Below are 24,289 nucleotides of genomic sequence, written 5' to 3' on the forward strand. Positions count from 1 at the left end.
AATGGTTGATGAAAAATTATTCATTAAATGGTATAATAGTTCTTCAATGATATGAAGGAAGTATGACATGCAGATAAAAGAATTTGGTGTTGAGGATTGGCTCAATCAATGGGAAAAACAAGCAAAATGGGATATCGCTGGAAGTTCAGTTGCCTCTCTTTCCTTAGAAGAATTGGCTACGCTGGCTGGCGATTCCTATGAGCAAATCAGTCAGGACCTATGCCGCTCCTTGCTCAACTACGGTTGGATAGAAGGTTCTCCTGATTTTAAAGAGGCTGTCAGTCAATTGTATGAGACGGTTTGTCCTGAGCAAATCTTGCAAACCAACGGCGCTACGGGGGCCAATTTCCTAGTGTTATACAGTCTCTTGGAGCCTGGAGATCACGTGATTTCCATGTACCCAACCTATCAACAGTTGGTCGATATTCCACACTCACTGGGTGCACATGTTCAATTGTGGCCTATTCGTGAGGAAAAGGGCTGGTTACCCGATTTAGGAGATTTACGCCAGATGGTAACCGAGAAGACCAAGATGATTTGCATCAATAATGCCAATAACCCAACAGGGGCCTTTATGGACCGTGCCTATCTTGAAGAACTGGTTTCCATTGCAGAGGAGGTAGGTGCCTATATTTTGGCAGACGAGGTGTATCAAACCTTTGAAGACCAAGCTTTTCCGGCCATTGTTGACCTTTATGAAAAAGGGATTTCGACCAATAGTCTCTCCAAAACCTATTCCCTTCCTGGTATTCGGGTTGGTTGGATTGCATCCAATCGTGAATTGTCGGATTATTTTAGAAAATACCGTGACTACACTATGATTTCTGCAGGTGTGATTGATGATGCTTTGGCGACTTATGCCCTTCAGCAGAGAGAGCATATTTTGGAGCGAAATCGTCAATTGGTTCGTAGAAATTTGGCTATTTTAGAAAAATGGGTTGCAGAGCAGGATCAGGTAGACTTGGTCTTGCCGCGGCAGGTATCAACCTCCTTTATTCGTTTAAGGATTGACCGACCGACTGAGGAATTTTGCCTAGCCTTGTTGGAAGAAGAAGGAGTCCTCTTGGTGCCAGGTGAACGATTTGATATGCCTGGCTATGCCCGTCTGGGTTATTGCTGCCAAACAGAGGTACTGGTGGAAGGACTGGAGCGCTTGGCTCGATTTTTAGGTTCTAACAAGTAATAGTATAGTCGAATGAAGAGCTTTCAGATAAGGAACTGAGGAGCAGATTGCAAGAACAGCCTCTAGGCTGTTCTTGATTGGACATAAGTCATGCGAAGCAAGTCACTTTCCTAGGGTACGGCAAGCCCAGAATGACCATGTATCAAAGTTAACTCAAATGACTAAAAAAGTCCCTTGCTGTGTCCTGGATGGACTGGTCAGCAGGGGACTTTTGTATTATATAGTGGGATTATTTGATAAACATGGCATCGCCAAAACTAAAGAATCGGTAACGCTCTTCAACGGCGTGTTGGTAGGCAGAGAGGGTGAGTTCTCGCCCGGCAAAAGCAGAGACCAACATAACCAAGGTTGACTTTGGAAGATGGAAGTTGGTCGAAAAGGCATCGACAATCTGGAAAGTATAGCCTGGTTTGATAAAGATATTGGTCCAACCAGAGTCAGCTTCCAAATGGCCATCAAACTTGTTTCCAATGGTTTCAAGGGTGCGAATGGAGGTTGTTCCAACTGCAACGATGCGACCACCGTTTGCCTTGACTTCATTTAAGGTCTGGGCGGCTTGGGCTGAAAGGCTATAAAACTCTGAGTGCATCTCATGCTCATCGAGATTATCTACCGAAACCGGACGGAAGGTCCCTAAGCCCACATGGAGGGTCAGATAGACCAGTTTTACACCCTTGGCTTCGATCTTATCTAGCAAGTCCTGGGTAAAATGCAGTCCAGCAGTCGGTGCAGCAGCAGAGCCATTTTCTTTGGCATAGACAGTCTGGTAGCGTTCGCGATCGTCCAATTTTTCATGGATATAAGGCGGTAGGGGCATTTCTCCCAAACTTTCAAGGACTTCCAAGAAGATACCTTGATAGTCAAATTCAACAATCCGTCCGCCGTGCTCTAGTTCTTCTATAATGGTAGCCATGAGTCTTCCATCACCAAAGGCGACTTTGGCGCCGACTTTCAGGCGTTTGGCTGGCTTAGCAAGAACTTCCCACTGGTCACCTTGGGTATTTTTCAAAAGGAGCAATTCGACATGTCCTTGTGTATCGGGCTTTTGGCCGTAGAGTCGAGCTGGTAGGACGCGGGTGTTGTTCATCACCAGGGCATCGCCAGGCTCCAACTCATCGATGATGTGGTCGAAGTGGCTATCTGTCATGGCACCTGTGGTTTTGTCCACAATCAAGAGGCGGGAACTGTCGCGTTTTTCCAAAGGGACTTGCGCAATCAGTTCTTCTGGTAGGTAAAAATCAAAATCTGCTGTATTCATCGGAACTCCTTACATGCTGAGAAATAGGATCATAAAATAAAGAAAAATCAGAAATGGTAGGGCGGCCATCAATCCTCCAAGAGCCATCATCAGTCGGCGCAACCAGATTGGTTTTGGAACAAAGTAGCCACCGACAAGCAGTAGGATCCCGAAAAAGAATAAAATAAATAGTTGTTCAGTCATAAAAATATTATACCATAGTTTAGAAAAGATTCTCTTGACAAAAATTGGTCTATACCATATAATAGATTTTGTAATAGGTCTATACCAAATGGAGGGAAATATGAAAGTTTTTGTCGTAAAAGATCAAGTTGAAGGTGCAGGCATTGCCTTGGAAATTCTCAAACAGAAAATGGCGGATGGTGCGCAAGTTCTGGGTTTGGCAACAGGTTCTAGTCCAATCGAATTTTACAAGCAGGTTCGTGAAAGCGACTTGGATTTTTCTGAGGTGACATCTGTTAACTTGGATGAGTATGTTGGTTTGGGCGAAGATAGTGACCAATCCTATGTCTATTTCATGAAAGAGCATCTTTTTAATGCCAAACCATTTAAGGAAAACCATTTGCCAAACGGTTTGGCTGCTGATCTTGATGAAGAGTTGGTGCGCTACAATGCTATTTTGGAAGAACATCCTGTTGATTTCCAAATTCTAGGTATCGGCCGCAATGGTCATATTGGCTTTAATGAGCCAGGGGCTTCCTTTGACGGAGTTGCCCGCGTTGTGGATTTGGCGCCATCAACCATCGAAGCCAACGCTCGCTTCTTTGCGGATCAAGAGGAAGTGCCTAAGCAGGCTATTTCAATGGGCATCGCTAACATTATGGCAGCTAAGACCATTGTCCTCATGGCTTATGGTCCTGAAAAAGCTGACGCTATTAAAGCGACGGTAGAAGGTACCGTGACAGAGGAAGTTCCAGCAAGTGTCCTTCAAAACCACGACGACGTCGTTCTTATCCTTGACCAAGCCGCGGCAAGTAAATTGACAAAATAAGAGTTAAAAACCGGCCACCTTTTTAGGTAGTCGGTTTTCTTATTTTCTTCCAACTTGCTAGTATCCATATGAGCAAACGGGATTTCGGAATGGCTAATCCCATAAGCGGACAAATGCGACAAATACAAACAATAGCCTGAGTGCCTTGAACAAGCACAAAAAAACAGCCATGGCGGCAAACCACGGATGTTTTTCTTATGCTTGGTTTCTCGAATTTTTAAGCACTTCAAGTATGACACACCTGTCTTTAGTTTTCAAGAGTCCAGTCCAAGTCAGGTCCCACAGGAACGATGCCCGTTGGGTTAATGGTCTTGTGGCTACCATAGTAGTGCTGTTTGATATGGTCAAAGTCCACCGTTTCTGCAATGCCAGCATGGTTGAAAAGTCGCTTGGTGTAGTTCCACAGGTTTGGATAGTCAACCAAGGCCTTGATGTTGCACTTAAAATGCCCAAAGTAAACAGGGTCAAACCGCACCAAGGTAGTAAAGAGACGAATATCAGCTTCTGTCAACTGGTTGCCCACCAGATAATTCTTATCTTCCAAACGCTCTTCCAATTTATCCAAGGCTGCAAAAAGGTTCTTGACCTCTTTTTCATAAACTTTCTGGTTGGTTGAAAAACCAGCCTTGTAGACACCGTTGTTGATGTTTGGATATACAAAATCATTCATGGCATCAATCTCAGCTTGTAGGTGTTCTGGATAGAAGTCATCGTAGTTGCCTGTAATGTCATTAAAAGCAGTGTTAAACATGCGCATGATTTCAGCAGATTCGTTACTGACGATGGTATTGGTTTTCTTATCCCAAAGGACAGGGACGGTCACACGGCCAGTATAATTTGGGTCTGCTTTTAAGTAAACTTGATACAGATAGTCGCTGTTAAAGAGGGAATCCTTGATAACACCAGGACCGTCTGCGAAGGTCCAACCATTTTCCAACATGAGCGGATGCACGATAGACAGGGAAATATGGTCTTCCAAGCCTTTCAATTTACGTATAATCAAGGTCCGACTAGCCCAAGGACAAGACAGAGAAATGTAGAGATGGTAACGACCAGATTCCGCCTTGAAACCGCCTTTGCCTGTTGGACCAGCCTGTCCATCAGGCGTAATCCAGTTGCGGAATTGCGTGACAGTACGGACAAACTTGCCCCCTGTTGACTGGGTGTCATACCATTGGTCCACCCATTTTCCATTTTGTAAAAGTCCCATAAAATGTCTCCTTTTTAAAAATTTAGAAATCGCCTAGAAACTCAGAGACTAGGTGTTTCTAAAACATATATCACTAATTAGTATTATATCCCTTCTATTTCAAAGGTCAAGTCAAACGATTTATGGTACAATAGTCCCATGAGATTGGACAAGTGTTTGGAAAAGGCGGAGATTGGCTCCCGTAAGCAGGTAAAAAAACTTTTCAAAGCCCAGCGGATTTGTATTGACGGACAGGTCGCAACCAGCCTAAGCCAAATTGTGGACCCAGGTCTGCAAAACATTACAGTTGAAGGCCAGAGGGTTGAACTGGAAGGCAGTCGCTATTATCTGCTTCATAAGCCTGCTGGTGTGGTTTCTGCCGTGTCCGACAAGGATCATCAGACCGTTATTGACCTGATTGAGCCAGAGAATAGGGCGGACGGCCTCTACCCTGTTGGTCGCTTGGACAGAGATACTGAAGGTCTGCTTCTCATCACTAACAACGGCCCACTGGGCTTTCGCATGCTTCATCCCAAACACCATGTGGATAAGGTCTATTACGTGGAGGTCAACGGTCCCTTGGAACCAGATGCCTCAGCCTTTTTTGCCCAAGGTGTTCGCTTTTTGGATGGCACCCGCTGCCAGCCCGCAGACTTGACCATTTTGGAGACTTCTATGGAACATAGCAGAGCAGTTATTCGGATTGGGGAGGGCAAGTTTCATCAGGTCAAGAAGATGTTTTTAGCCTATGGCGTCAAGGTCACCTATCTTAAACGCACCAGTTTTGGTTCATTTCAACTGGGAGATTTGCAAGTAGGGACTTACCGCAGCTTGACTGAAGCAGAACTGCAGGATTTAAAAACCTATTTTAGGGAGTAAGAAAGATGACAGCTATTTATGATTTTACACTCGAAAACCAAGATGGTCAGCAGGTATCTCTAGAAAGGTATAGGGGCAAGGTCTTGCTGATTGTCAATACCGCGTCAGGCTGTGGACTGACTCCGCAATATGAGGCCTTACAGGCGCTCTACGACCGTTATCATTCACTGGGCTTTGAAATCTTAGATATTCCATGCAATCAATTTATGAATCAAGCTCCAGGAACAGCCCAGGAAATCAATCAATTTTGCCAGCTCAATTATGGAACCAGCTTTCCCCGTTTTGCTAAGATCAAGGTCAATGGAGCAGATGCCCATCCCCTCTACAAATGGTTGAAAGAAGAGGCACGAGGACCAGTTGGCAAGGCCATTGAATGGAATTTCGTGAAATTTTTAGTGGACCGACAAGGCAAGGTTGTCAAACGCCTAGCTGCCACTAGCAGCCCAGATAAATTATCCGAGAGGATTGAAGCGTTACTAAAAACCAGCTAAATTCTAGCTGGTTTCTTTTTGCATCAGAACGAAACAATATGGAGCGCCAATGATGGCTAAAACGATGCCAGTTGGAATGCCTGTGCCCACCAACAGCAGTCTGCCTATTGTATCTGCAAGGATCATGAGACTAGCTGCTAAGCAAATGGCAAGCGGTAATGAGTAGCTGTGGTTTCTTCCGACCAATCTTTTAGCCAAATGACTGGCTAGAAAGCCGACAAAGGCAGTATTGCCGATCAATAAGGTGGCAAAACTTGCCAAACCAGCAGCTAATAAGAGGATAATGCGGCTTTCCCTCTGGACATTTATCCCCAAGCCTGTGGCAGCTTCTGGACCTAACTGCAAGACATTGAGTTTGGGAATCCGAAGAAAGACTACTAGTAAGCTGATGAGAATCAAGGGAGCCAGGATCATCAAGCTAGACCATTTGTCGCCAAGATAGGCACCTGACAACCAGGACTGGGTATTTTCCATTTGGTAGGGACTGATGACTTGAGTTAAGCTGAGGGTCAGACTTGTCAAGAGCCCAGCCAGCCCCATTCCGACCAGTAGGAGTTGATTGGATTGGAAACTGCCTTTTCTAGTCTGACTGAGCAGATAGACAGTTAATGCGGCCAGGCTTCCTCCTAACCATGCAAAGATGGATTGGAGTCCTAGACCTGAAAATGGAAGGAAAAGACTGGCAAGTGCCGCTAAGCTAGCTCCGGCATTGATCCCCAAAATACCAGGGTCTGCCATGGGGTTGTGTGTAAGGGTTTGAAGAAGACTAGCGCTGGTTGCAAGTGCCGCACCAGCCAGGCAGGACACCAGCAGGCGTGGCAGCCGAAGATTCCACACAATCAGAGAAATAGAAGATTTCGCCTGACCAAGCAGCGCTTCTAAGACTTGTTCTGCCCTTAAATGGCTATAACCTAAAAAAAGTGAGAGGAAAGCAAGGACAAGTAGTAGAAGAAGGGCTCCTAGAAGGCTTTGCCGAACAGAAAATCGGATCATGACCAGTCCCCCTTTCGAATCAAGAAGAGTAGGATAGGAAAGCCAATCAAGCTCGTGAGACTATTTAAAGGGAGTTCATATGGAGGATGTAGGGTACGGGCTAAGACATCCATCCAAACCAGCAGACAAGCCCCACAAAGAGCAGACAATGGCAAAAGGTAACGAAAATCACGTTTAAAGAATGGCCGAATCAGGTTCGGAATGATCAGACCGATAAATGTCAAACTACCAGCCAAGCTGACGGCAGCTGCGGATAGGACAGCCGCTAGTAGCAAGAAGAGGACGAGGAAGAGCTGTGTCTGTAATCCCAAGCCCTGAGCCAGACTTTCCTGCAAACTTAAGATAGTCAGGTGTTTTGAAAAGAACATAGCAAATAGCAAGGCAAGGAAGATAGGACCAGCCAACCAGGCTAGACTGGACCAATTTGCCTGGGTCAAACTACCAGATAGTAGTCCGACATAGTGAGTGGCTTGATTCAGATAGATGCTAATTCCTTGGCCAACTGCGGATAGAAAAGCAGTAGCCATGCTGCCGATTAGAAGGATCCGCAAGGGGGGGTTACCGTGTCCATTTTGTTGGCTGCTAAAAATCACCAATCCTGCCACCAATCCCGCTCCCATAAAACCCACCATCAATCGCAGGAGGTAGTGGGAGTTGGGATTAAGGAGCAAGAGTAGTAAGATTGACAGTCCCGCCCCTGCTTGAATGCCCAAGAGCCCAGAATCTGCTAGCCGGTTGTAGGTCACAGCTTGCATCATCAAGCCTGCAACTGCTAAACTAGCTCCGACCAGACAGGCTGTCAAGAGTCGAGGAATCCGTAAATCCACGATAATGTCCTGTTGAGCTGAGTCTTTACCAAACTCTTTAAGGGTTGCAAGAAGCTGGTCATGGCTAAAAGAAATTGCTCCGAAGCGAAGGGAAAGGTAGGCTCCGAATAAGAGAATGAGCCCTACTGTTAAAAAAACAAGCCAAAATAAATTTGGCTTAGGAAATCGAAAGTACTCTGTCATATTATTGAAGGGCTAAGATAGCATCATGTAGGATACCCAACTGGTATTCTAAAGAGATAGGGTCGTTGAAAATGAAGCTTTTGGCATCGAGTTGAATGAGGTGTCCGTCCTGAACCGCTGCTAGATTTTGCCATACATCCGTTTCGTACAAGCTACTTGCAGCGCTGCTGTCTTCATTTGCCATGATGATGTAGTCTCCCGCATATTGGCTAAGTACTTCAGTTGAAACAGCCAGATAACCAGCTTCAAAGACATCATCTTGGACACTTTGAGGAGCGGCATAACCCAATTCTTGGTAGATAATTTCCCCACCACGGCCCCAGTTTTGACCAAAGACATAGAGGTCCGCACCAAGATAGCCCATGATGGTAAAGCTTGCTGCATCCCCAGTAAGGGCCTTCATATCCTTACCAGCAGTTTCAATAGCCTGGTCCCATTGACTGGTCCACTCTGTAGCAAGTTCTTCTTGATTAAAGATTTGCCCGAAGACTGCTAAAGTATCCTTATAGGAATGTTTACCGTATTCAATAGAGATTGTAGGTGCAATCTCAGACAACTGTTCGATATTGGTATCGGTTGAACCTGTCACAATCAAATCAGGTTCCAAAGCAGCAATGGCTTCCAAATCTTCACTAGTTACGACTTGTGTTTCTTCCAAGTAACTTGAAAAGGCAGGATTGGCTAGGTCGTAAGAAGTTGCTCCAACTACTGAGAAACCAAGTTTTAAGAGGTAGCCTGTATTGGCAAAGTTGAGGCTGACAACCCGTTTTGGCGCCTGAGGAATATCCCCATAGTAGGCCACACCATCAATGCTAGGCATTGTAGAGAGGCTGGTTTGGTTCGTTTCTTGCTTGGTTCCTGAACAAGCGACAAGCAAAATGCTTACAAAACATAAAACGGTAAATGATAGAATCTTTTTCATATTACTTCCTTTCAGATGGTACAAGTTTGTAGTCAAGGAGAAGGGGGTAGCCGTAGTGACTGGCAGGTAGGATGGTCGCTGTAATGCCAAAGACAGTCTCTAAAATCTCTGGTTGGATCAATTTATCAACAGGTCCTTGTTCTACAATCTGTCCATCCTTCATAGCGATGATGTGGTCAGAGTAGCGGGCAGCAAGATTGATATCGTGCAAGACCATAACGATGGTCTTACCTTCCGAATGATTGAGGTCTTTGAGCAGTTCCAAAATTTCTAGTTGATGATTGATATCCAAATAGGTAGTCGGTTCATCCAAAAAGATAATCGGCGTGCCCTGAGCCAGGGCCATGGCAATCCAGACCCGTTGACTTTGACCTCCAGACAGGTGATGGACCATGGCATCTTGCAAATGCTTGGTTTGGGTCTTTTCTAAGGCCCAGTTAATCTTTTCCCTATCCTGCTCACTCAAGCGTCCCAACCCTTTTTGATAGGGGAAGCGACCATAAGAGACCAGGTCAAAAACCTTTATTCCATCCAAACTCTGGTGAAACTGGGGCAGTAGGGATAATTTTTGAGCCACTTCTTTACTGGCTTGTTTTGAAAGGTCCTTGTCATCCAGCAGAATCTGGCCAGCTTGCAAGGGGTGGATACGGCTGAGGGCTTTTAAAAGACTGGATTTACCGCAACCATTTGGTCCTATGATGGTCGTGATTTTTCCTTCGGGAATCTTCAAGGACAGGTCAGAAAATACTGGATTCTTGTCATAAACAAGCGTCGCCTTCTTTGCTTCAATCTGGGGCATACCATCTCCTTTTCATTGAGTCTCTATTATAGCATGGTTTTTCAATCAAAAAAAGAGTTTTCTGAAAATTTTAATCTAATAAGAATGGTTATAAAAAATCCCTGTCCTAAGGACAAGGATTCTCATTATAAATAACGTTTAGCTACTTCCAAATCACCGTCATATGCGGCCTTTTTGCCATTTACAATCTGGTAGGCATCAGCTCCCTTGCCTGCGATGATGACCGCATCTTTCGGAGAGTTTGTTTGGCTCATGGCTGTTTGGATAGCTTTTTCCCGGTCCAAGATAAAGTCACTTGGACGGGTCATGTGGTCACGGATTTGTTCAGCAATAGCAGCTGGATCTTCACGGTTGGGGTCATCAGCTGTCAGGATCACCTCAACCTGCGGATAGTCATTGAGCAGCAGACCGAAGTCCTTGCGACGACTTTCCCCCTTGTTACCAGGAGCCCCCAGAATCAAAATTACCTTGCCTGTCTGGTGCTCCAAGACGACGTCAATCAGCTTTTTCACACTGTCGCCGTTGTGGGCGTAATCGACAAAAACCTTGGCCCCGTTTTGCTGGGTCAGGACTTCCATACGGCCAGGGACATTGGTTTGAGCAATCCCTGTGTGAATATCGTCCAGACTTGCACCCAAGCGAAGACAGGCCAGTCCAGCTGCGATAGCATTTTCTTGGTTGAAACCACCGATCAGCTGGATGTCGTAATGGCCAGCTAATTTGCCGGTTGCTGTGAAGTCAAAACCTGCTGACTGACTAATCTGGTTTTCAGAAGTCGGCCCATAAAAGTCATGGTCTTTGGAGTTAACTTGATCTTTCACCACTTGAAAATGGTCCATGCCAGCATTGACAATAACCGCTCTGCTATTGTCCATCAAAAGCCGCTTGTGGTAGAAATAGTCCTCAAAAGTCGGGTGCTCAATGGGGCCGATGTGGTCGGGGCTGATGTTGAGGAAGACGCCGACATCAAAGGTCAGCCCGTAAACCCGCTTGACCAAGTAAGCCTGGCTAGACACCTCCATAATCAAGTGGGTCATGCCGTTTTGGACCGCCTCCGCCATCATGGCAAAGAGGTCCAGACTTTCAGGCGTGGTCAAGGTGGACTTGAAGAAGGTCTTGCCGTCCAGCGTGGTGTTCATGGTCGAAAGCATGGCAGGTTTCTGGCTCTGTTTAAGAATGTTAAAAGCAAAATAAGCCGCAGTTGTCTTACCCTTGGTTCCGGTGAAGGCCAGGAGTTTGAGTTGTTTCTGGGGATGACCATGAAAATCCATGGCAATCAGGCTCATGGCCTGTTTGATGTCATGGACGATGATAGCAGGAATGCAGACCTCATAGTCGATTTCAGACACGTAAAAAGCCAGCCCAGCCTCGATAGCTTTTTCCAGAAATTCCTTCTTAAAGGCCAAACCCTTGGCGAAAAAGAGGGTCGTTGGGCTAACAGTCCGGCTGTCATAGCTGAGGGCATCAAACTGGACATTCGTCCACGTGCTGTCAGTCTGGTTATTCTGTTTGATATGGCGGAAATTGTCATCCGCTTTTAAGATGTCTAGTACACGTTCAATTTTAATCATGCTTCTATTGTAAACCTATCTAGTGGTTTTTACAAGTCGGGACAAAAAAAACCTCTCGGAAATGCACGAGAGGGCAAATAACTATGCAATGAATTCTAACCAGAATCCCAAGAAGACGATTCCGACACAAAGATAAATTAACCAATCCTTTTTCAGATTGCCCTTCTTGGAAAAGAAGGCTTGGTAGAGAGTGAAGGGAATCAAAATCGGTTGTAAGTATATCCACCAGTTAAATTCATTGTCCAAAATAGCTCCCAAGCTATATAGTATCAGGCAAATGGCAATGTAAAAATCCAGGCTACGGTAAAACTGATTGTTAAACTCCTTGAACATAGTGACTCCTTATAGTAAAAACAGATTTAGGATGACCAAGCTGATAATGAAAGCTATCACCAAGTAGATTTGCCATGTTTTTTTAATCCAGCTACGTGGTTTAAAGAAGGCTAGATAGCCGACATAGAGACCAAGCACCAGTTGGATGAAATCCATAAAATACAGGTTTCTATTTACAGTTGAAAGGATGAACCTTGCTAGGCAAAGTAAGGCAAAATAGAACTCCCAGGTACGATAAAAAACTTTGTTGAATGGTTTAGACATGGTATGCTCCTTTTTCAGTAAAATTTAGAGCTGCAACAGCATAAAAAGGATTAGGACATCGAAGAGCAGATTAAAAAGAAGAGAAGCCAGACTGTTTTTCTGACCAATTTTGGTAAACCAGCCTAGATAGGCATTGATTACTATCAAGAGGATAAATAAGCAACGAAACCAAGTTTCAGAATAAATGGACCAAAAGCCTTGGGGATAGAAGATTGCGATGGAATACAGGATAGAGGTATAGGAATATTCGTTCATATACCATTCTTTATTAAAGCGGGGACGAATGTCTGCCAGAATCTTTTTCATCACTGTCAGCTCCTCTCTCGATTTTCTAACCATAGTATAGCTTACTTGGATAAAAATAGCAAGGATAAATGAGTTGTATAGTTCCTGTCTATAACTTGACTGGGAAATTTTCTATAAGCAAAAACAGGGATTTTTTCACCAAGAGAGAAAGTCCGTGCTAGAATAGAAGAAGAAACGTTTGAGGAGGTTGCCATGACGAGATTAAAACGCGATACCCTTTTGGCCCAAGCAGGCATACGAAAAGATGAACGAACAGGGGCCTTGATTTCACCGATTCACCTGTCGACAACATACCAGCACCCTGAGTTTGGGCAATCCACAGGATTCGACTATACCCGAACGAAAAATCCAACCCGTTCCAGCTTAGAGGAAACCCTTGCTGCCATTGAAGGAGCAGAGCACGCCCTAGTGACCTCCTCTGGAATGGCTGCCTTGGTCTTGCTCTTTCAAACTTTTCCCCAGGGAAGTCGGATTCTAGCCGTGCGTGACCTTTACGGTGGTTCCTTCCGCTGGTTTAATCAGCAGGAAGAACAAGGGCGCTTTGTTTTCCAATACGCTCAAACGCCTGACCAACTGTTTGACCAGTTAGATGATACCATTGACTATGTATTTTTAGAGACTCCAACCAACCCTCTCATGGTGGAGTTTGATATTGCTGCGATATCAGAAAAGGCGCATGAAGTCGGAGCCAAAGTTATTGTTGATAATACCTTTTATAGTCCGATTTACCAAAATCCACTTGCTCTTGGGGCAGATGTGGTGCTTCATTCGGCGACCAAGTACCTTTCAGGCCATAATGATGTTTTGGCAGGGGCTCTGATGACCAATGACCAGGCACTCTATGAACAGTTGTTCTATGACCAAAACACGACGGGACCGACCTTATCACCCTTTGATGCTTTTCTCTTGATGCGTGGCTTGAAAACACTAGCTATTCGCATGGAGCGTTCTACCCAAAACGCTCGAGCAATCGTAGAATTTCTTGAGCAACATCCAGCAGTAAAAGAAGTCTTTTACACGGGGAAAGGAGGGATGGTTTCAATGAAGGTTGCCAAGCAAGAGATGATTCCCCACCTGCTCAATAGCCTCCGAGTTTTTACCTTTGCAGAGAGCTTAGGTGGTGTGGAAAGCTTGATTACCTATCCCTCGACGCAGACTCATGCAGATATTCCAGCAGCTATTCGCCATTCCTATGGCTTGACAGACGATCTCTTACGCTTGTCAATCGGGATTGAAGATGTGTCGGACTTGATTGAGGATTTACGTACTAGTCTGGAGAAAAGTTATGACCTATGATTTTAAAACCTTACCAAATCGCTTAGACCAACACAGCGAAAAGTGGCGGCTAACAGAAAACAACCCAGAGCTCTTGCAACTCTGGGTGGCAGATATGGACTTTCAGCCCTTTCCAGAAATGCGCCAAGCTATCGTAGACTACGGGCAAAGGCAGATTTTCGGTTACAACTATGCCAGTGAGTCTCTGTTCGAATCCATAATGGACTGGGAGAAGAACCAGCACGGCTATTGTTTTGATCGGCAAGCTCTTGTTTTGGTAGAAGGTGTTGTTCCGGCCTTGTCCATCGCAGTTCAAGCTTTTACAGCTGAGGGGGATGCAGTTATGATCAATACTCCAGTATATCCCCCATTTGCCCGTACTGTTCGACTCAATCATCGACGGTTAATTAGTCAGCCTCTTAGTGTAGAAAATGACCAATTTACTCTTGATTTTCAGGCTTTGGAGCAAAAGATTATTGAGGAGGGGGTCAAACTCTATATCTTTTGCAATCCCCACAATCCAGGTGGCAGAGTTTGGAGTCAACAGGAACTACAAGAGCTCGGTGCTATCTGTCAGAAGCATGGAGTCATCTTAGTCTCTGATGAAATCCACCAGGACTTGACCCTCTTTGGACATGAGCACCATTCCTTCAATACGGTTTCCCCAAACCATAAGGAATTTTCGGTCATTTTGTCTTCTGCAACCAAGACATTTAATATAGCGGGAACAAAAAACAGCTTTGCTATTATTGAAAATCCTCAGTTGCGTAAAGCTTTTACCAAGAGACAATTGGCCAATAACCAACATGAAATTCCTAGCCTAGGCTTAATTACAACAGAAGTTGCCTACCGACACGGAAAACCTTGGTTGACCGCCTTAAAACCAGTTTTGGAAGAAAATATCTTGTTGGTCCAAGAAGAATTGAGTAAAAAGACGAATATCAAAGTGCTTAAACCACAAGGAACCTACCTGATTTGGCTGGATTTTTCAGCCTATGAACTCAGTCACCAAGAGCTAGCAGAGAAATTGTTGGAAGAAGCACAACTGCATTTGAATGATGGATTGACCTTTGGAAAAGAAGGTGAAAAGCATTTCCGATTGAATGCAGCAACACCACAATTTGTCATCAAGGAAGCCTGCCGACGACTGGTGGAAGTGTTTGGCTAACTAAGAATCTAGAAAAAAAATCAATGAAGTTCGAGCATTTTCTGGCCAAACAAATAAGAAAAGAATTATTTTTGGCGTGAATGCCAGTCTAGTCCATGAATGGAAATTTTTTTTCAATTTTCCAGATAGCAATAAAAATAGAAAAAGGAAGAGCTAGGCTATTCCTTTTTTTGTTGTTTTCGATAGTCAGTAGGACTCATGTGAAAGTAATTCTTAAAGGCTGTACTGAAGGTTAGCGGATCATAATAACCGACGGAGTTTGCAATCTCTGTAATGGTTCGTTCAGGATTTTCTAAAAGTTGGCAACTTCGATTCATCTTGACTTGGAGAATGTAGTCTTTGATAGCGTAGCCAGTTTCTTGTTTGAAGATTTTATAGAGGTAGCTTCGGCTTAAAGCCAATTGGTCAGCAATTTCTGCAACTTTGATAGGATGAGAATAATGGCTGTGAATAAACTTAATCGCATGATGTACATAACTTTTCGCTAATGTTCCAGCCTCCTTCAGCTGTTGATTTGGAAATTCGGCAACAAGATGGGCCAGTAATTGATGAAGATGGCCGACCAGGATATGCTCTGTCACCATGGGTAAGTGATGTCTAACAGTATGATTGATATCCATCATTTTTTGTAAAATTGGAGATTGTAGGTTTGAATGGAGGTAGAATTTCTCTAATAATCGACTGTGTTCCAATATTGACTCCGCTTTAGAGCCACTAAACCCAACCCAAATATACGTCCAAGGCTCCTGGCCATCAGCTTGGTAAAAGATTGACTTATTTTTAGGAAGGACAAACAAGTCGCCTGCGGTCAGTTCGGTCGTTTCTCCAAGAATGGAAATTTTTCCCTTGCCCTCAGTGATAAAATGGATTACATAGTTATCTCGGACAGTCGGACCAAAGGAATAGTTTTTATCACATTGTTCCGCACCATAATGGTCGATATTAAGGTCAAAGTGATGGTTATCAAACTCATTGTAGACATTTAGGATATTCATCTCAGTCCTCCTTAGGAAACATTATACCATATTCAAATAACAAAACCCTATTTTGTAAAACGCTTTCATTTGTTAGAATGAGTCATGTAATACAGATAGGAGTAACAGGATGATTCTATATACAGAAGAAAGATGCCTATTTCACTTGAAAACGAGAGAATTTTCATACGTGATAGAGGTGTTAGAAACAGGTGACCTAGTTCATCGATATTTTGGTAAGAAAATTCACCAATTTAGCGATGGAAACAAAATAACATATTTGGACCGTGCCTTTTCACCAAGTCCAATTACAGGAAATCGGACCTACTCACTGGATACTTTACCCTTAGAATATTCTAGCAACGGTCTGGGAGATTTTCGGACAGCTTCCATTGATGTGAGAAATGAACTTGGGCTTGTCTTGGATTTGAAGTACAAGCAACATCGGATTTATAAAGGAAAGTCGTCCTTGGAAGGACTACCTGCCAGCTTTGCTTCTGAGGAGGAGGTCGAAAGTCTAGAGATTGACCTCTATGATACTGTAGCAGATGTGACAGTCACCTTGCAGTATGCGGTTTTTGAAGAAAGTAACTACCTAGCCCGCTCTGCTCGTATCCAAACAGGTCGCTATCCTTCCAAGGTAGAAAAGGCCTTGTCTTTCAGCTTGGATTTTCCTCGAAAAGACTTTATTGTTCACAGTCTAACAGGACGGTACGGCTACGAGAAAGAATGGACAAAGACACCGATTACGAGCGGAACCTACTCGATTGGTAGTATCCGAGGAGCTTCCAGCCACTCACGCACTCCCTTCTTGGCATTGGTGGCCCCGACTGCCACGGAAGATAGTGGCGATGTTTACTCGGCTCAGCTGGTCTATAGCGGAAATTTCACCGCTTTCATTGAAACAACTGCCTTGGAAACAATCCGTTGGGGTATGGGAATCAACGATGCTAGCTTCAGCTGGAACTTGGCTGCCGGTGAAAGTTTTCAAACGCCAGAAGTTCTCCTATCCTTTACAGATAAGGGCTTCACAGGTATGACCCAAGATAGTCATGGCTTCATCAAAAAGCACCTGATTCGTTCAAACTTTGTCAATCAAGAACGGCCAATTCTCATCAACAACTGGGAAGGAACCTATTTTGATTTTACAGAGGAGAAAATTCTTTCCATGGCGAAGGTGGCCAGTCAGGCAGGGATTGAATTATTCGTCCTGGATGATGGCTGGTTTGGAAAACGGAATAATGACGAGTCTTCCTTGGGAGATTGGATTGTCAATAGAGACAAGCTTCCCAATGGTTTAGCAGGTCTGGCAGATTCCATTCAGGCTCTGGGCATGAAATTCGGACTTTGGTTTGAGCCAGAGATGATTTCAATTGACAGTGACCTCTATCGTCAACATCCAGATTGGGCGATTCATATTGATGGACGGGAGCCGATTTACAGTAGGGAGCAGCTGGTGTTGGATTTGTCCAAACCAGAAGTTTGTGACTACATTATCCAGGCAGTATCACAGGTACTCCAATCTGCCAAAATCGATTATGTCAAGTGGGATATGAACCGCAATATCACCAGTATGTCGCAAGAATTTGCCAATGCGGAGTCCTATGAATTCCACCATCGTTATATGTTGGGGCTCTACCGAGTATTAGACACTTTGACTAGTCGCTTCCCAGATATTCTCTTTGAATCCTGTGCAGGTGGTGGCGGTCGAAATGACTTGGGTCTGCTTTACTATACGCCACAGGCATGGGCTAGTGACAACACAGATGCGATTGGGCGCCTCTCTATCCAAGAAGGAACGACCCTGCTCTACCCAACCTCCTCAATGGGAGCCCACGTATCAGCTGTTCCCAATCATCAAGTCGGTCGGATTACATCGTTGCAAACCCGAGGAAACGTAGCTATGATGGGCGGAGCCTTTGGCTACGAGTTAGATGTTACTCAACTGTCTCAAGAAGAATTAGAAACACTTGCTGAACAGGTTGAAACCTTCAAGCAAATTCGTTCAACAGTCCAGTTTGGTGACCTCTATCGGTTGAAAAAAACGGCAAATACCTGGGCAGCCAACTATGTTGATACAGATAAGAGTCAAGCTGTTTTCACCTTCGTAAAAATACTAGCTCAACCAGAAGCTCCTCTGTTGCAGGTAAGATTGAAGGGGCTGGACCCAGAAGCTTGCTATTACTGTCCACAGTTGGAAACAAGTTTCTATGGAGATGAGCTCATGAACATCGGCTTAACCATGCCCCATGTTCAACAAGATTATTTTAGTGTACAATATATTTTTAACAAAATCTAGGAGGATTTTATTATGAAAATGAGAAGATTTCTCAAATGTGCGTCAGTTTGTGCTTTTGCTAGCTTCCTTGTAGCCTGTGGCAGTTCAAGTAGCAGTGACAAGGTAGAAATTGAATTTTTCTCACAAAAACCTGAAATGCAAGCAACCTTGCAGGAAATCATTGATGACTTTGAGAAAGAAAATCCAGATATTGAAGTCAAGTTTTCAAATGTGCCAGACGCAGGAACTGTCTTGAAAACACGCATGGCCAACGATGAAGCACCAGATGTTATCAATATCTATCCTCAAAATGCAGACTTCAAAGAATATGCAGCAGACGGTCGTTTCCTTGAAATTGGAGAGGATGCAGGTCTCAGCCACTTGAAAGACGGAGCTGTAACACCATATCTTGTAAATGATACAAACTACACCCTCCCATTGACTGCCAATGCCTATGGTATCTACTACAACAAAGATAAATTTGAAGAACTTGGTTTGGAAGTACCAACTACCTATGCAGAATTTGTGGCCTTGGTAGACAAAATCAAGGCTGATGGCAGTGTAGCACCTTTTGCCCTTTCTCTAAATGACTCTTGGTCACTCAACGGTTACCACCAATTAGCTTGGGTAACAGTTGCAGGTGGGTTTGACGGTGCAGAAGATATTTTGATTCGTAGTGCCAAGGGAGCTATCCAAGACGATGCAACAACCAAGGAAGTCTTGGAGCGTTTGGAACTGTTGACAGATAATGGTCAAAAAGGATTCACAGGTGCCCTCTATGCTGATGCGGTTGCGTCATTTGCAGCAGGAGAAGCCCTCATGATGCCACAAGGAACATGGGCAGCTACAGCAATCAACCAGCAAGAGCCAGAATTTGAATACGGTATGTTTACCTTCCCAGGAGATGAAAAAGGTGGCGATTACACGATTGGTGCAGCAGACCTAGCCCTTTCTGTATCTGCTGAATCAGAGCACCCAGAAGAAGCTAAAACATTCTTAGAATATCTCTCACGCCCAGAAGTCATGCAGAAATACTATGACGTAGACGGCTCACCAACCTCTGTTGAAGGTGTGGATACCGAAGGTAAGTTTGAAGAAACAGCAGGTGTTACTCAATATGCCTTTACAGATAAGCACGTAGTATGGTTGCAGAGCGAGTGGGATTCAGAAGATGAGTTTTGGAACATCACTGTCGAACTGGTGAAAAATCCAGATTCAGCAGAACTTGTGAAGAAACTCAATGCTTTCTTTGATCCGATGAAATAATCAGCACGACAAACAACTAAGGGACGAGGAGTGGGTACTTCCAACCCCGTCCCCCTATAGTTGTTTAACCTCAGTTCGAAGAAGAGACCACTAACTTTTTTTGGAGCTGAGATTAAACAACTATACTTGATAAATTTAGTAAAGGAGTTCTTTATGAGTCAAAAAGGATTTGTTGCAAAATATTGGCCCTACTTATTTGTAGCTCTGCCAATTGCTCTTCAGTTAATCTTTTTCTTCTATCCCTTGATAACAGGGGTGTTCTACAGTTTAACAGACTGGAATGGTTTATCCAGTAGTTACGATGTGATTGGGATTCAAAACTACATTGATATTTTGAAGGATCCGGACTTCTATACCAGTATTACCTTCACCATTATCTTCACTATCGGTCTCGTTATTGGGGAGATTGTGATTGGTATTTGGTTGGCAACTCTGCTTAACCGGAAAATTAAAGCAGTTGGCTTTTTCCGGACCTGGTATTTCTTCCCAGCAGTTTTGTCAACGGTGACCTTGGGTCTCATCTTTGTTCAACTTTTCAACTACGGTTTTACCCAGATTGGCGAAATCCTGCACATTGACTGGCTGATGGAAAACCTATTGGTACAAGAAAATACCGTTATTCCTTCTGTCCTCTTTGTCGCTCTTTGGCAAGGTCTGGCGATGCCGGTCATCATTTTCCTATCTGGTTTACAAAGTATTCCAGATGATGTGAAAGAAGCAGCAGCTATTGACGGTGCAACACGATCCCAGCAGTTTTTCAATATTGAATTGCCTTTCCTTTTACCGTCTATCAGTATGGTCTTTATCTTGGCCATGAAATCCGGATTGACAGCCTTTGACCTCATATTCGCTTTAACTAGTGGTGGTCCAGATGGTAAGACTGAGTCACTCGGCTTACTGGTTTATAACTACGCTTTTGTAGACAATAAATTCTCATATGCCAATGCTCTGGCAGTCGTTCTCTTCATCTTTATCATTGTTATTTCCTTGATTCAGATGCGGATTTCTAAGAAATTTGAAGTATAGGGAGGTATGTTTATGAATAAGACCAAACAAAGCAATTGGTGGGTATATCTCGTTCTATTCAGCGGCATTCTCTTTATGTTTATTCCGCTACTGGTGACGGTGATTAGTTCCTTCAAACCAACCAAAGAAATCACAGGAAACTTCTTCGGTTTGCCTGAGAATTTCACACTAGACAACTATAGTCGCTTATTTGAAGACGGAATTGTTCAATATTTCGGCAACTCTGCCCTGATTACCATCGCTGCAGTTGGCTTGATTATACTGGTCATCCCGATGGCAGCCTTTGCAGTAGCCCGTCAAATGAAGCGACAAACAGCTTTTAACTTTATCTACTTTTTCTTGATTATCGGAATCTTTGTTCCCTTCCAAGTAATCATGCTTCCCATGACCAAGTTGATGTCTAGTCTTGGTTTGAACAATATTTTAGGGTTGATTATTCTTTATCTAACCTATGCAGTGCCACAGGCTCTCTTCCTCTATGTTGGCTACATTAAGACCATTGTTCCTGAAGAGATGGACGAGGCGGCAGCGATTGATGGTTGTGACAAGTTCACGATGTACTGGAGAATTATCTTCCCATTGATGAAACCGATGCACGCTACGATTTTGATTATCAATGCCCTCTGGGTCTGGAACGACTTTCTCTTGCCACTCTTGGTCCTCAACCGTGACCAAGAAATGTGGACCTTGCCGCTCTTCCAGTATAATTACCAGGGAATGTATTTCAGCGATTATGGACCGTCATTTGCGTCCTATGTGGTAGGGATTATCCCAATTCTACTGGTTTATCTCGTTTTCCAAAAGCATATCATTTCAGGTATGACCAGCGGATCTGTTAAATAATATTCGAAAGGTTGAGGAAACTCAACCTTTTACCAAAAGACAATTAGAAAAGGCTTTCAAAAAAAGGAGAAGAAAATGAAAGTTAAAAATCAAGCAATGTTAATTACCTATTCAGACAGTCTTGGGAAAAATCTGAAAGACTTGAAGCAGGTTTTGGAAGGTCCTTTTAAAGATGTAGTCGGAGGTGTTCATATCCTTCCATTCTTTCCTTCATCAGGCGACCGTGGTTTTGCACCGATGGACTACACCAAGGTAGATGCTGCCTTTGGAGACTGGGACGACATTGAGGCACTTAGTAAGGATTACTACCTCATGTTTGATTTCATGATCAACCATATCTCAGCCAAGTCGCCTTATTTCCTAGACTTCCTAGAAAAGAAAGATGGGTCTGTCTATGCGGATTTATTTATCCGCTACAAAAACTTTTGGCCAAATGGTGAGCCGACTCAGGAAGATATTGACCTCATTTACAAACGGAAGCCTCGTGCTCCCTATCGTATTGCCAAGTTCGCAGATGGCAGTGAAGAAAAGATTTGGTGTACCTTTGATGAGCAACAGATTGACCTTGATGTGACAACAGAAACGACTCGTCGTTTTATCAAAGAAAATCTGGAACAGCTGGCGGACCACGGTGCTTCCATTATTCGCCTGGATGCCTTTGCCTACGCCAATAAGAAAATCGGCACCAATTGTTTCTTTGTTGAGCCAGATATTTGGGAAATGCTTCATTTTCCACGTCAGCTATTGGCACCAAAAGGAGTGGAAATTCTTCCAGAAATCCATGAGCACTACACCATTCAGCAAAAAATCGCCGAGCAAGACTACTATGTCTATGACTTTGCCCTTCCCATGCTGGTCCTTCATGCACTTTATTCGGGCAATGTCAACCGCCTGGTTCACTGGATGGAAATCTGCCCTCGCAAGCAGTTTACAACGCTGGACACGCACGATGGTATCGGAGTGGTCGATGTCAAAGACTTGCTGACAGATGAAGAGACAGAGGCGACAAGGGAAGCCCTCTACGCTCAAGGGGCAAATGTCAAGAAGATCTACAGCACAGAGGCTTACAACAATCTGGACATTTACCAGATCAATTGTACCTACTATTCGGCTTTGGGAAATGACGACCAGGCCTATCTCTTGGCACGTGTTCTTCAATGTTTTGCACCAGGTATTCCACAGATTTATTACGTTGGTCTATTGGCAGGTGAAAATGATATTGAACTGCTCGAATCAACCAAAGAAGGCCGCAATATCAACCGCCACTATTACGACTTGGAAGAAATAGAGCGAGAAGTCCAACGCCCAGTTGTTCAATCCCTGTTCAATCTGCTCAAGTTCCGCAATACCAGTGCAGCATTTGATGGAGATTTTGCTGTTGAGATGGTAGATGCCAATACTATTCATATCAGCTGGACCAATGACGATGCCAATACAGTAGCTGCATTAAGAGCTAACTTGAAGACAAAATCATTTGAAATTATTGAAACAGTTGACGGTCAACATCAAGAAATCAAACTATAGAATTTGAAATAGAGGTTGGGATAGCTTTCCTAGCCTTTGTTTCCTTTGGAAAGGAAGAAACATGGAAAAATCAAATTGGTGGAAAAAATCGGTTATTTATCAGGTATATCCGAGGAGTTTTCAAGATTCAAATGGTGATGGAATTGGAGACCTTAAAGGGGTTACCAGCCGTTTGGATTATTTGCAAACCTTAGGGATAGATGCTATTTGGCTCAGTCCAGTCTATCAGTCTCCTATGGACGATAACGGTTATGATATCAGTGATTACCAAGCTATTGCAGCGGAATTTGGAACCATGGAAGACATGGAGGAACTGATAGCAGAGGGGCAGAAAAGAAACATCAAGATTATAATGGATTTAGTCCTCAACCATACATCTGATGAACATTTCTGGTTTCAAGAGGCCTTGAAAGGTCCAGAAAATCCCTACCATGATTACTATGTATGGGCGGATAAACCTAACGAATTAACATCTACTTTCTCAGGATCTGCCTGGGAGTATGTTCCACATTTAGACAAGTATTACTTGCATCAGTTTTCGGTCAAACAACCAGACTTGAACTGGCAAAATCCTGCTGTCAAGGAAGAAATTTGGCAGATGATTAACTTCTGGATTGATAAGGGAGTTGGAGGTTTCCGTCTCGATGTTATTGATTTGATTGGGAAAGAGCCTGAGAACTTGATTACAGCAGACGGACCAAGTCTCCATCCCTTGATCCAAGAACTGAACCGACAAACATTTGGTGCTTACGACCTTGTAACCGTTGGAGAAACTTGGAGCGCCACCCCTGAGAGTGCCCAGTTATATTCACACCCAGACCGTAATGAATTTTCGATGATTTTCCAATTTGAGCACGTTTGTCTGGACCAGCAAGCAGGCAAAGAAAAATGGGATTTAGCTCCGCTTGATCCTGCCAGGTTACACCAGGTTTTGTCAAAATGGCAGACAGAATTAGTAGGAAAAGGTTGGAATTCTCTTTTTTGGAACAACCATGATTTGCCACGGGCTATTTCCCGTTTTGGTGATGACAGTCCTGAATTCAGGGAACTAAGCGGAAAAATGCTAGCTATTTATCTGCATTTCATGTCGGGGACGCCTTATATTTACCAAGGAGAAGAAATCGGTATGGTCAACACGCCGATTGCAAGTATTGAAGAAGCTGATGATATCGAAACCCGTCGAATGTACGCAGAGCGTTTGGAGCAGGGCTATTCGGAAGTGGAACTATTGGTTTCCATAAATGCTAAAGGGCGGGACAATGCCCGCAGACCGATGCAGTGGTCTGGTAAAGCTGGGGCAGGTTTTACCGAGGGTGAGCCCTGGCTGTCTCTTAGCCCAACTTATACAGCTATCAATGTGGAAGAGGCCCTAGAAAATAAAGATTCTCTTTTCTACACCTATCAGCGTTTGATTGAATTGAGAAAACTCTATCCTTGCATGGCAGAGGGAAATTATGAGACCTTAGATACAGGCAATCCCTTGGTTTTAGCTTATCGAAAATTTGATGATACAGATGAGTTTGTGGTCTTGGTCAACTTTAGCAATCAAGCTCAGGAATATCGACTTGAAGAACAGCTAGGAGAAACTATCCTTATCCAGAACTATGCAACGGAATCTGTAGACTCTTCTGAGCTTCGTCCATATGAAGCTCTTGTCTATAAAAAATAACATTCCTATTATTTTTCCAAGCAATTTCTCTAAATTTTTGGTAAAATGGAAAAAACAAAAAAGAGAGGTTTTACCAC

The 24,289-nt window shown here is 43.8% G+C and carries 24 protein-coding genes; 12 read left to right on the forward strand and 12 right to left on the reverse strand.

Annotated elements, in window-relative coordinates; translation table 11 throughout:
• The first annotated feature begins 67 nt into the window (after positions 1-67).
• Complete coding sequence (locus JNG37_RS07490) at positions 68-1,183, forward strand: aminotransferase (protein WP_158457151.1); 1,116 nt, start codon at positions 68-70, stop codon at positions 1,181-1,183.
• A 229-nt stretch (positions 1,184-1,412) separates the two neighbouring features.
• Here JNG37_RS07490 and queA read toward each other — a convergent pair whose 3' ends face one another.
• Together queA and JNG37_RS07500 are read right to left on the reverse strand one after the other, a co-directional pair.
• Positions 1,413-2,441, reverse strand: coding sequence for a tRNA preQ1(34) S-adenosylmethionine ribosyltransferase-isomerase QueA (gene queA / locus JNG37_RS07495; RefSeq protein WP_158457149.1), 1,029 nt, complete (start codon positions 2,439-2,441; stop codon positions 1,413-1,415).
• A 9-nt stretch (positions 2,442-2,450) separates the two neighbouring features.
• Complete coding sequence (locus JNG37_RS07500) at positions 2,451-2,624, reverse strand: hypothetical protein (protein ID WP_187321634.1); 174 nt, start codon at positions 2,622-2,624, stop codon at positions 2,451-2,453.
• A gap of 100 nt (positions 2,625-2,724) precedes the next feature.
• Between JNG37_RS07500 and JNG37_RS07505 the strand changes: the two genes are divergently transcribed.
• Positions 2,725-3,432 (forward strand): glucosamine-6-phosphate deaminase, encoded by a 708-nt coding sequence (locus JNG37_RS07505; protein WP_158457147.1) that lies wholly within the window; start codon positions 2,725-2,727, stop codon positions 3,430-3,432.
• Between the two features lie 247 nt (positions 3,433-3,679).
• Here the strand turns inward: JNG37_RS07505 and JNG37_RS07510 are convergent, their stop codons facing one another.
• The gene (locus JNG37_RS07510; protein WP_158457145.1) at positions 3,680-4,642 is read right to left on the reverse strand and encodes a glutathione S-transferase family protein; all 963 of its coding nucleotides are present in this window, start codon (positions 4,640-4,642) and stop codon (positions 3,680-3,682) included.
• A 138-nt stretch (positions 4,643-4,780) separates the two neighbouring features.
• On the opposite strand from JNG37_RS07510, the gene JNG37_RS07515 reads away from it, so the two are divergent.
• Both JNG37_RS07515 and JNG37_RS07520 read left to right on the forward strand, forming a co-directional pair.
• Positions 4,781-5,500 carry a pseudouridine synthase gene (locus JNG37_RS07515; protein ID WP_158457143.1) on the forward strand — a complete coding sequence of 240 codons (720 nt, stop codon included), beginning with the start codon at positions 4,781-4,783 and terminating at the stop codon, positions 5,498-5,500.
• 5 nt (positions 5,501-5,505) lie between these two features.
• The gene (locus tag JNG37_RS07520; RefSeq protein WP_158457141.1) at positions 5,506-5,991 is read left to right on the forward strand and encodes a glutathione peroxidase; all 486 of its coding nucleotides are present in this window, start codon (positions 5,506-5,508) and stop codon (positions 5,989-5,991) included.
• 3 nt (positions 5,992-5,994) lie between these two features.
• On the opposite strand, the gene JNG37_RS07525 is transcribed toward JNG37_RS07520, so the two are convergent.
• The 8 genes from JNG37_RS07525 to JNG37_RS07560 form a co-directional block, all read right to left on the reverse strand.
• Positions 5,995-6,984 carry a FecCD family ABC transporter permease gene (locus tag JNG37_RS07525; RefSeq protein ID WP_158457139.1) on the reverse strand — a complete coding sequence of 330 codons (990 nt, stop codon included), beginning with the start codon at positions 6,982-6,984 and terminating at the stop codon, positions 5,995-5,997.
• Positions 6,981-7,994, reverse strand: coding sequence for a FecCD family ABC transporter permease (locus JNG37_RS07530; RefSeq protein ID WP_158457137.1), 1,014 nt, complete (start codon positions 7,992-7,994; stop codon positions 6,981-6,983). Before JNG37_RS07530 ends, JNG37_RS07525 begins: the two co-directional genes overlap by 4 nt.
• A gap of 1 nt (position 7,995) precedes the next feature.
• Positions 7,996-8,916 (reverse strand): ABC transporter substrate-binding protein, encoded by a 921-nt coding sequence (locus JNG37_RS07535; protein WP_158457135.1) that lies wholly within the window; start codon positions 8,914-8,916, stop codon positions 7,996-7,998.
• A gap of 1 nt (position 8,917) precedes the next feature.
• The gene (locus JNG37_RS07540; RefSeq protein ID WP_158457133.1) at positions 8,918-9,715 is read right to left on the reverse strand and encodes an ABC transporter ATP-binding protein; all 798 of its coding nucleotides are present in this window, start codon (positions 9,713-9,715) and stop codon (positions 8,918-8,920) included.
• A gap of 125 nt (positions 9,716-9,840) precedes the next feature.
• Complete coding sequence (locus JNG37_RS07545; RefSeq protein ID WP_158457131.1) at positions 9,841-11,286, reverse strand: UDP-N-acetylmuramoyl-L-alanyl-D-glutamate--L-lysine ligase; 1,446 nt, start codon at positions 11,284-11,286, stop codon at positions 9,841-9,843.
• 81 nt (positions 11,287-11,367) lie between these two features.
• Positions 11,368-11,619 carry a hypothetical protein gene (locus JNG37_RS07550; protein WP_158457129.1) on the reverse strand — a complete coding sequence of 84 codons (252 nt, stop codon included), beginning with the start codon at positions 11,617-11,619 and terminating at the stop codon, positions 11,368-11,370.
• A gap of 9 nt (positions 11,620-11,628) precedes the next feature.
• On the reverse strand, positions 11,629-11,775 hold the full coding sequence (locus JNG37_RS09920; protein ID WP_238336298.1) for a hypothetical protein: 147 nt from the start codon (positions 11,773-11,775) through the stop codon (positions 11,629-11,631).
• Between the two features lie 132 nt (positions 11,776-11,907).
• The gene (locus JNG37_RS07560; RefSeq protein WP_158457125.1) at positions 11,908-12,189 is read right to left on the reverse strand and encodes a hypothetical protein; all 282 of its coding nucleotides are present in this window, start codon (positions 12,187-12,189) and stop codon (positions 11,908-11,910) included.
• Positions 12,190-12,381: 192 nt separating this feature from the next.
• On the opposite strand from JNG37_RS07560, the gene JNG37_RS07565 reads away from it, so the two are divergent.
• Together JNG37_RS07565 and JNG37_RS07570 are read left to right on the forward strand one after the other, a co-directional pair.
• Entirely contained in the window at positions 12,382-13,485 is a 1,104-nt protein-coding gene (locus JNG37_RS07565; protein WP_158457122.1) for a cystathionine gamma-synthase, read from the forward strand.
• A complete protein-coding gene (locus tag JNG37_RS07570; protein WP_158457120.1) occupies positions 13,475-14,632 on the forward strand; it encodes a MalY/PatB family protein in 1,158 nt (385 codons plus the stop codon). The genes JNG37_RS07565 and JNG37_RS07570 overlap by 11 nt, the downstream gene beginning before the upstream one ends.
• Positions 14,633-14,790: 158 nt before the next feature.
• On the opposite strand, the gene JNG37_RS07575 is transcribed toward JNG37_RS07570, so the two are convergent.
• Positions 14,791-15,627 carry an AraC family transcriptional regulator gene (locus JNG37_RS07575; protein WP_158457118.1) on the reverse strand — a complete coding sequence of 279 codons (837 nt, stop codon included), beginning with the start codon at positions 15,625-15,627 and terminating at the stop codon, positions 14,791-14,793.
• 109 nt (positions 15,628-15,736) lie between these two features.
• On the opposite strand from JNG37_RS07575, the gene JNG37_RS07580 reads away from it, so the two are divergent.
• From JNG37_RS07580 to JNG37_RS07605, 6 genes are all read left to right on the forward strand, one after another.
• Positions 15,737-17,905: an alpha-galactosidase gene (locus JNG37_RS07580; RefSeq protein WP_158457116.1), complete on the forward strand. Its 2,169-nt coding sequence runs from the start codon at positions 15,737-15,739 to the stop codon at positions 17,903-17,905.
• A 12-nt stretch (positions 17,906-17,917) separates the two neighbouring features.
• On the forward strand, positions 17,918-19,150 hold the full coding sequence (locus JNG37_RS07585; protein ID WP_158457114.1) for an extracellular solute-binding protein: 1,233 nt from the start codon (positions 17,918-17,920) through the stop codon (positions 19,148-19,150).
• A 153-nt stretch (positions 19,151-19,303) separates the two neighbouring features.
• Positions 19,304-20,176 (forward strand): carbohydrate ABC transporter permease, encoded by an 873-nt coding sequence (locus JNG37_RS07590; protein WP_158457112.1) that lies wholly within the window; start codon positions 19,304-19,306, stop codon positions 20,174-20,176.
• 12 nt (positions 20,177-20,188) lie between these two features.
• Positions 20,189-21,019: a carbohydrate ABC transporter permease gene (locus tag JNG37_RS07595; protein WP_158457110.1), complete on the forward strand. Its 831-nt coding sequence runs from the start codon at positions 20,189-20,191 to the stop codon at positions 21,017-21,019.
• A 75-nt stretch (positions 21,020-21,094) separates the two neighbouring features.
• A complete protein-coding gene (gene gtfA / locus JNG37_RS07600) occupies positions 21,095-22,543 on the forward strand; it encodes a sucrose phosphorylase (RefSeq protein WP_158457108.1) in 1,449 nt (482 codons plus the stop codon).
• A gap of 61 nt (positions 22,544-22,604) precedes the next feature.
• The gene (locus JNG37_RS07605) at positions 22,605-24,212 is read left to right on the forward strand and encodes a glycoside hydrolase family 13 protein (RefSeq protein WP_158457106.1); all 1,608 of its coding nucleotides are present in this window, start codon (positions 22,605-22,607) and stop codon (positions 24,210-24,212) included.
• The last annotated feature ends 77 nt before the right edge of the window (positions 24,213-24,289 follow it).

Origin of the sequence: Streptococcus suis, from assembly GCF_016775005.1 — a bacterium.
In the GTDB taxonomy this organism is placed as follows: Bacteria; Bacillota; Bacilli; order Lactobacillales; family Streptococcaceae; genus Streptococcus; species Streptococcus suivaginalis.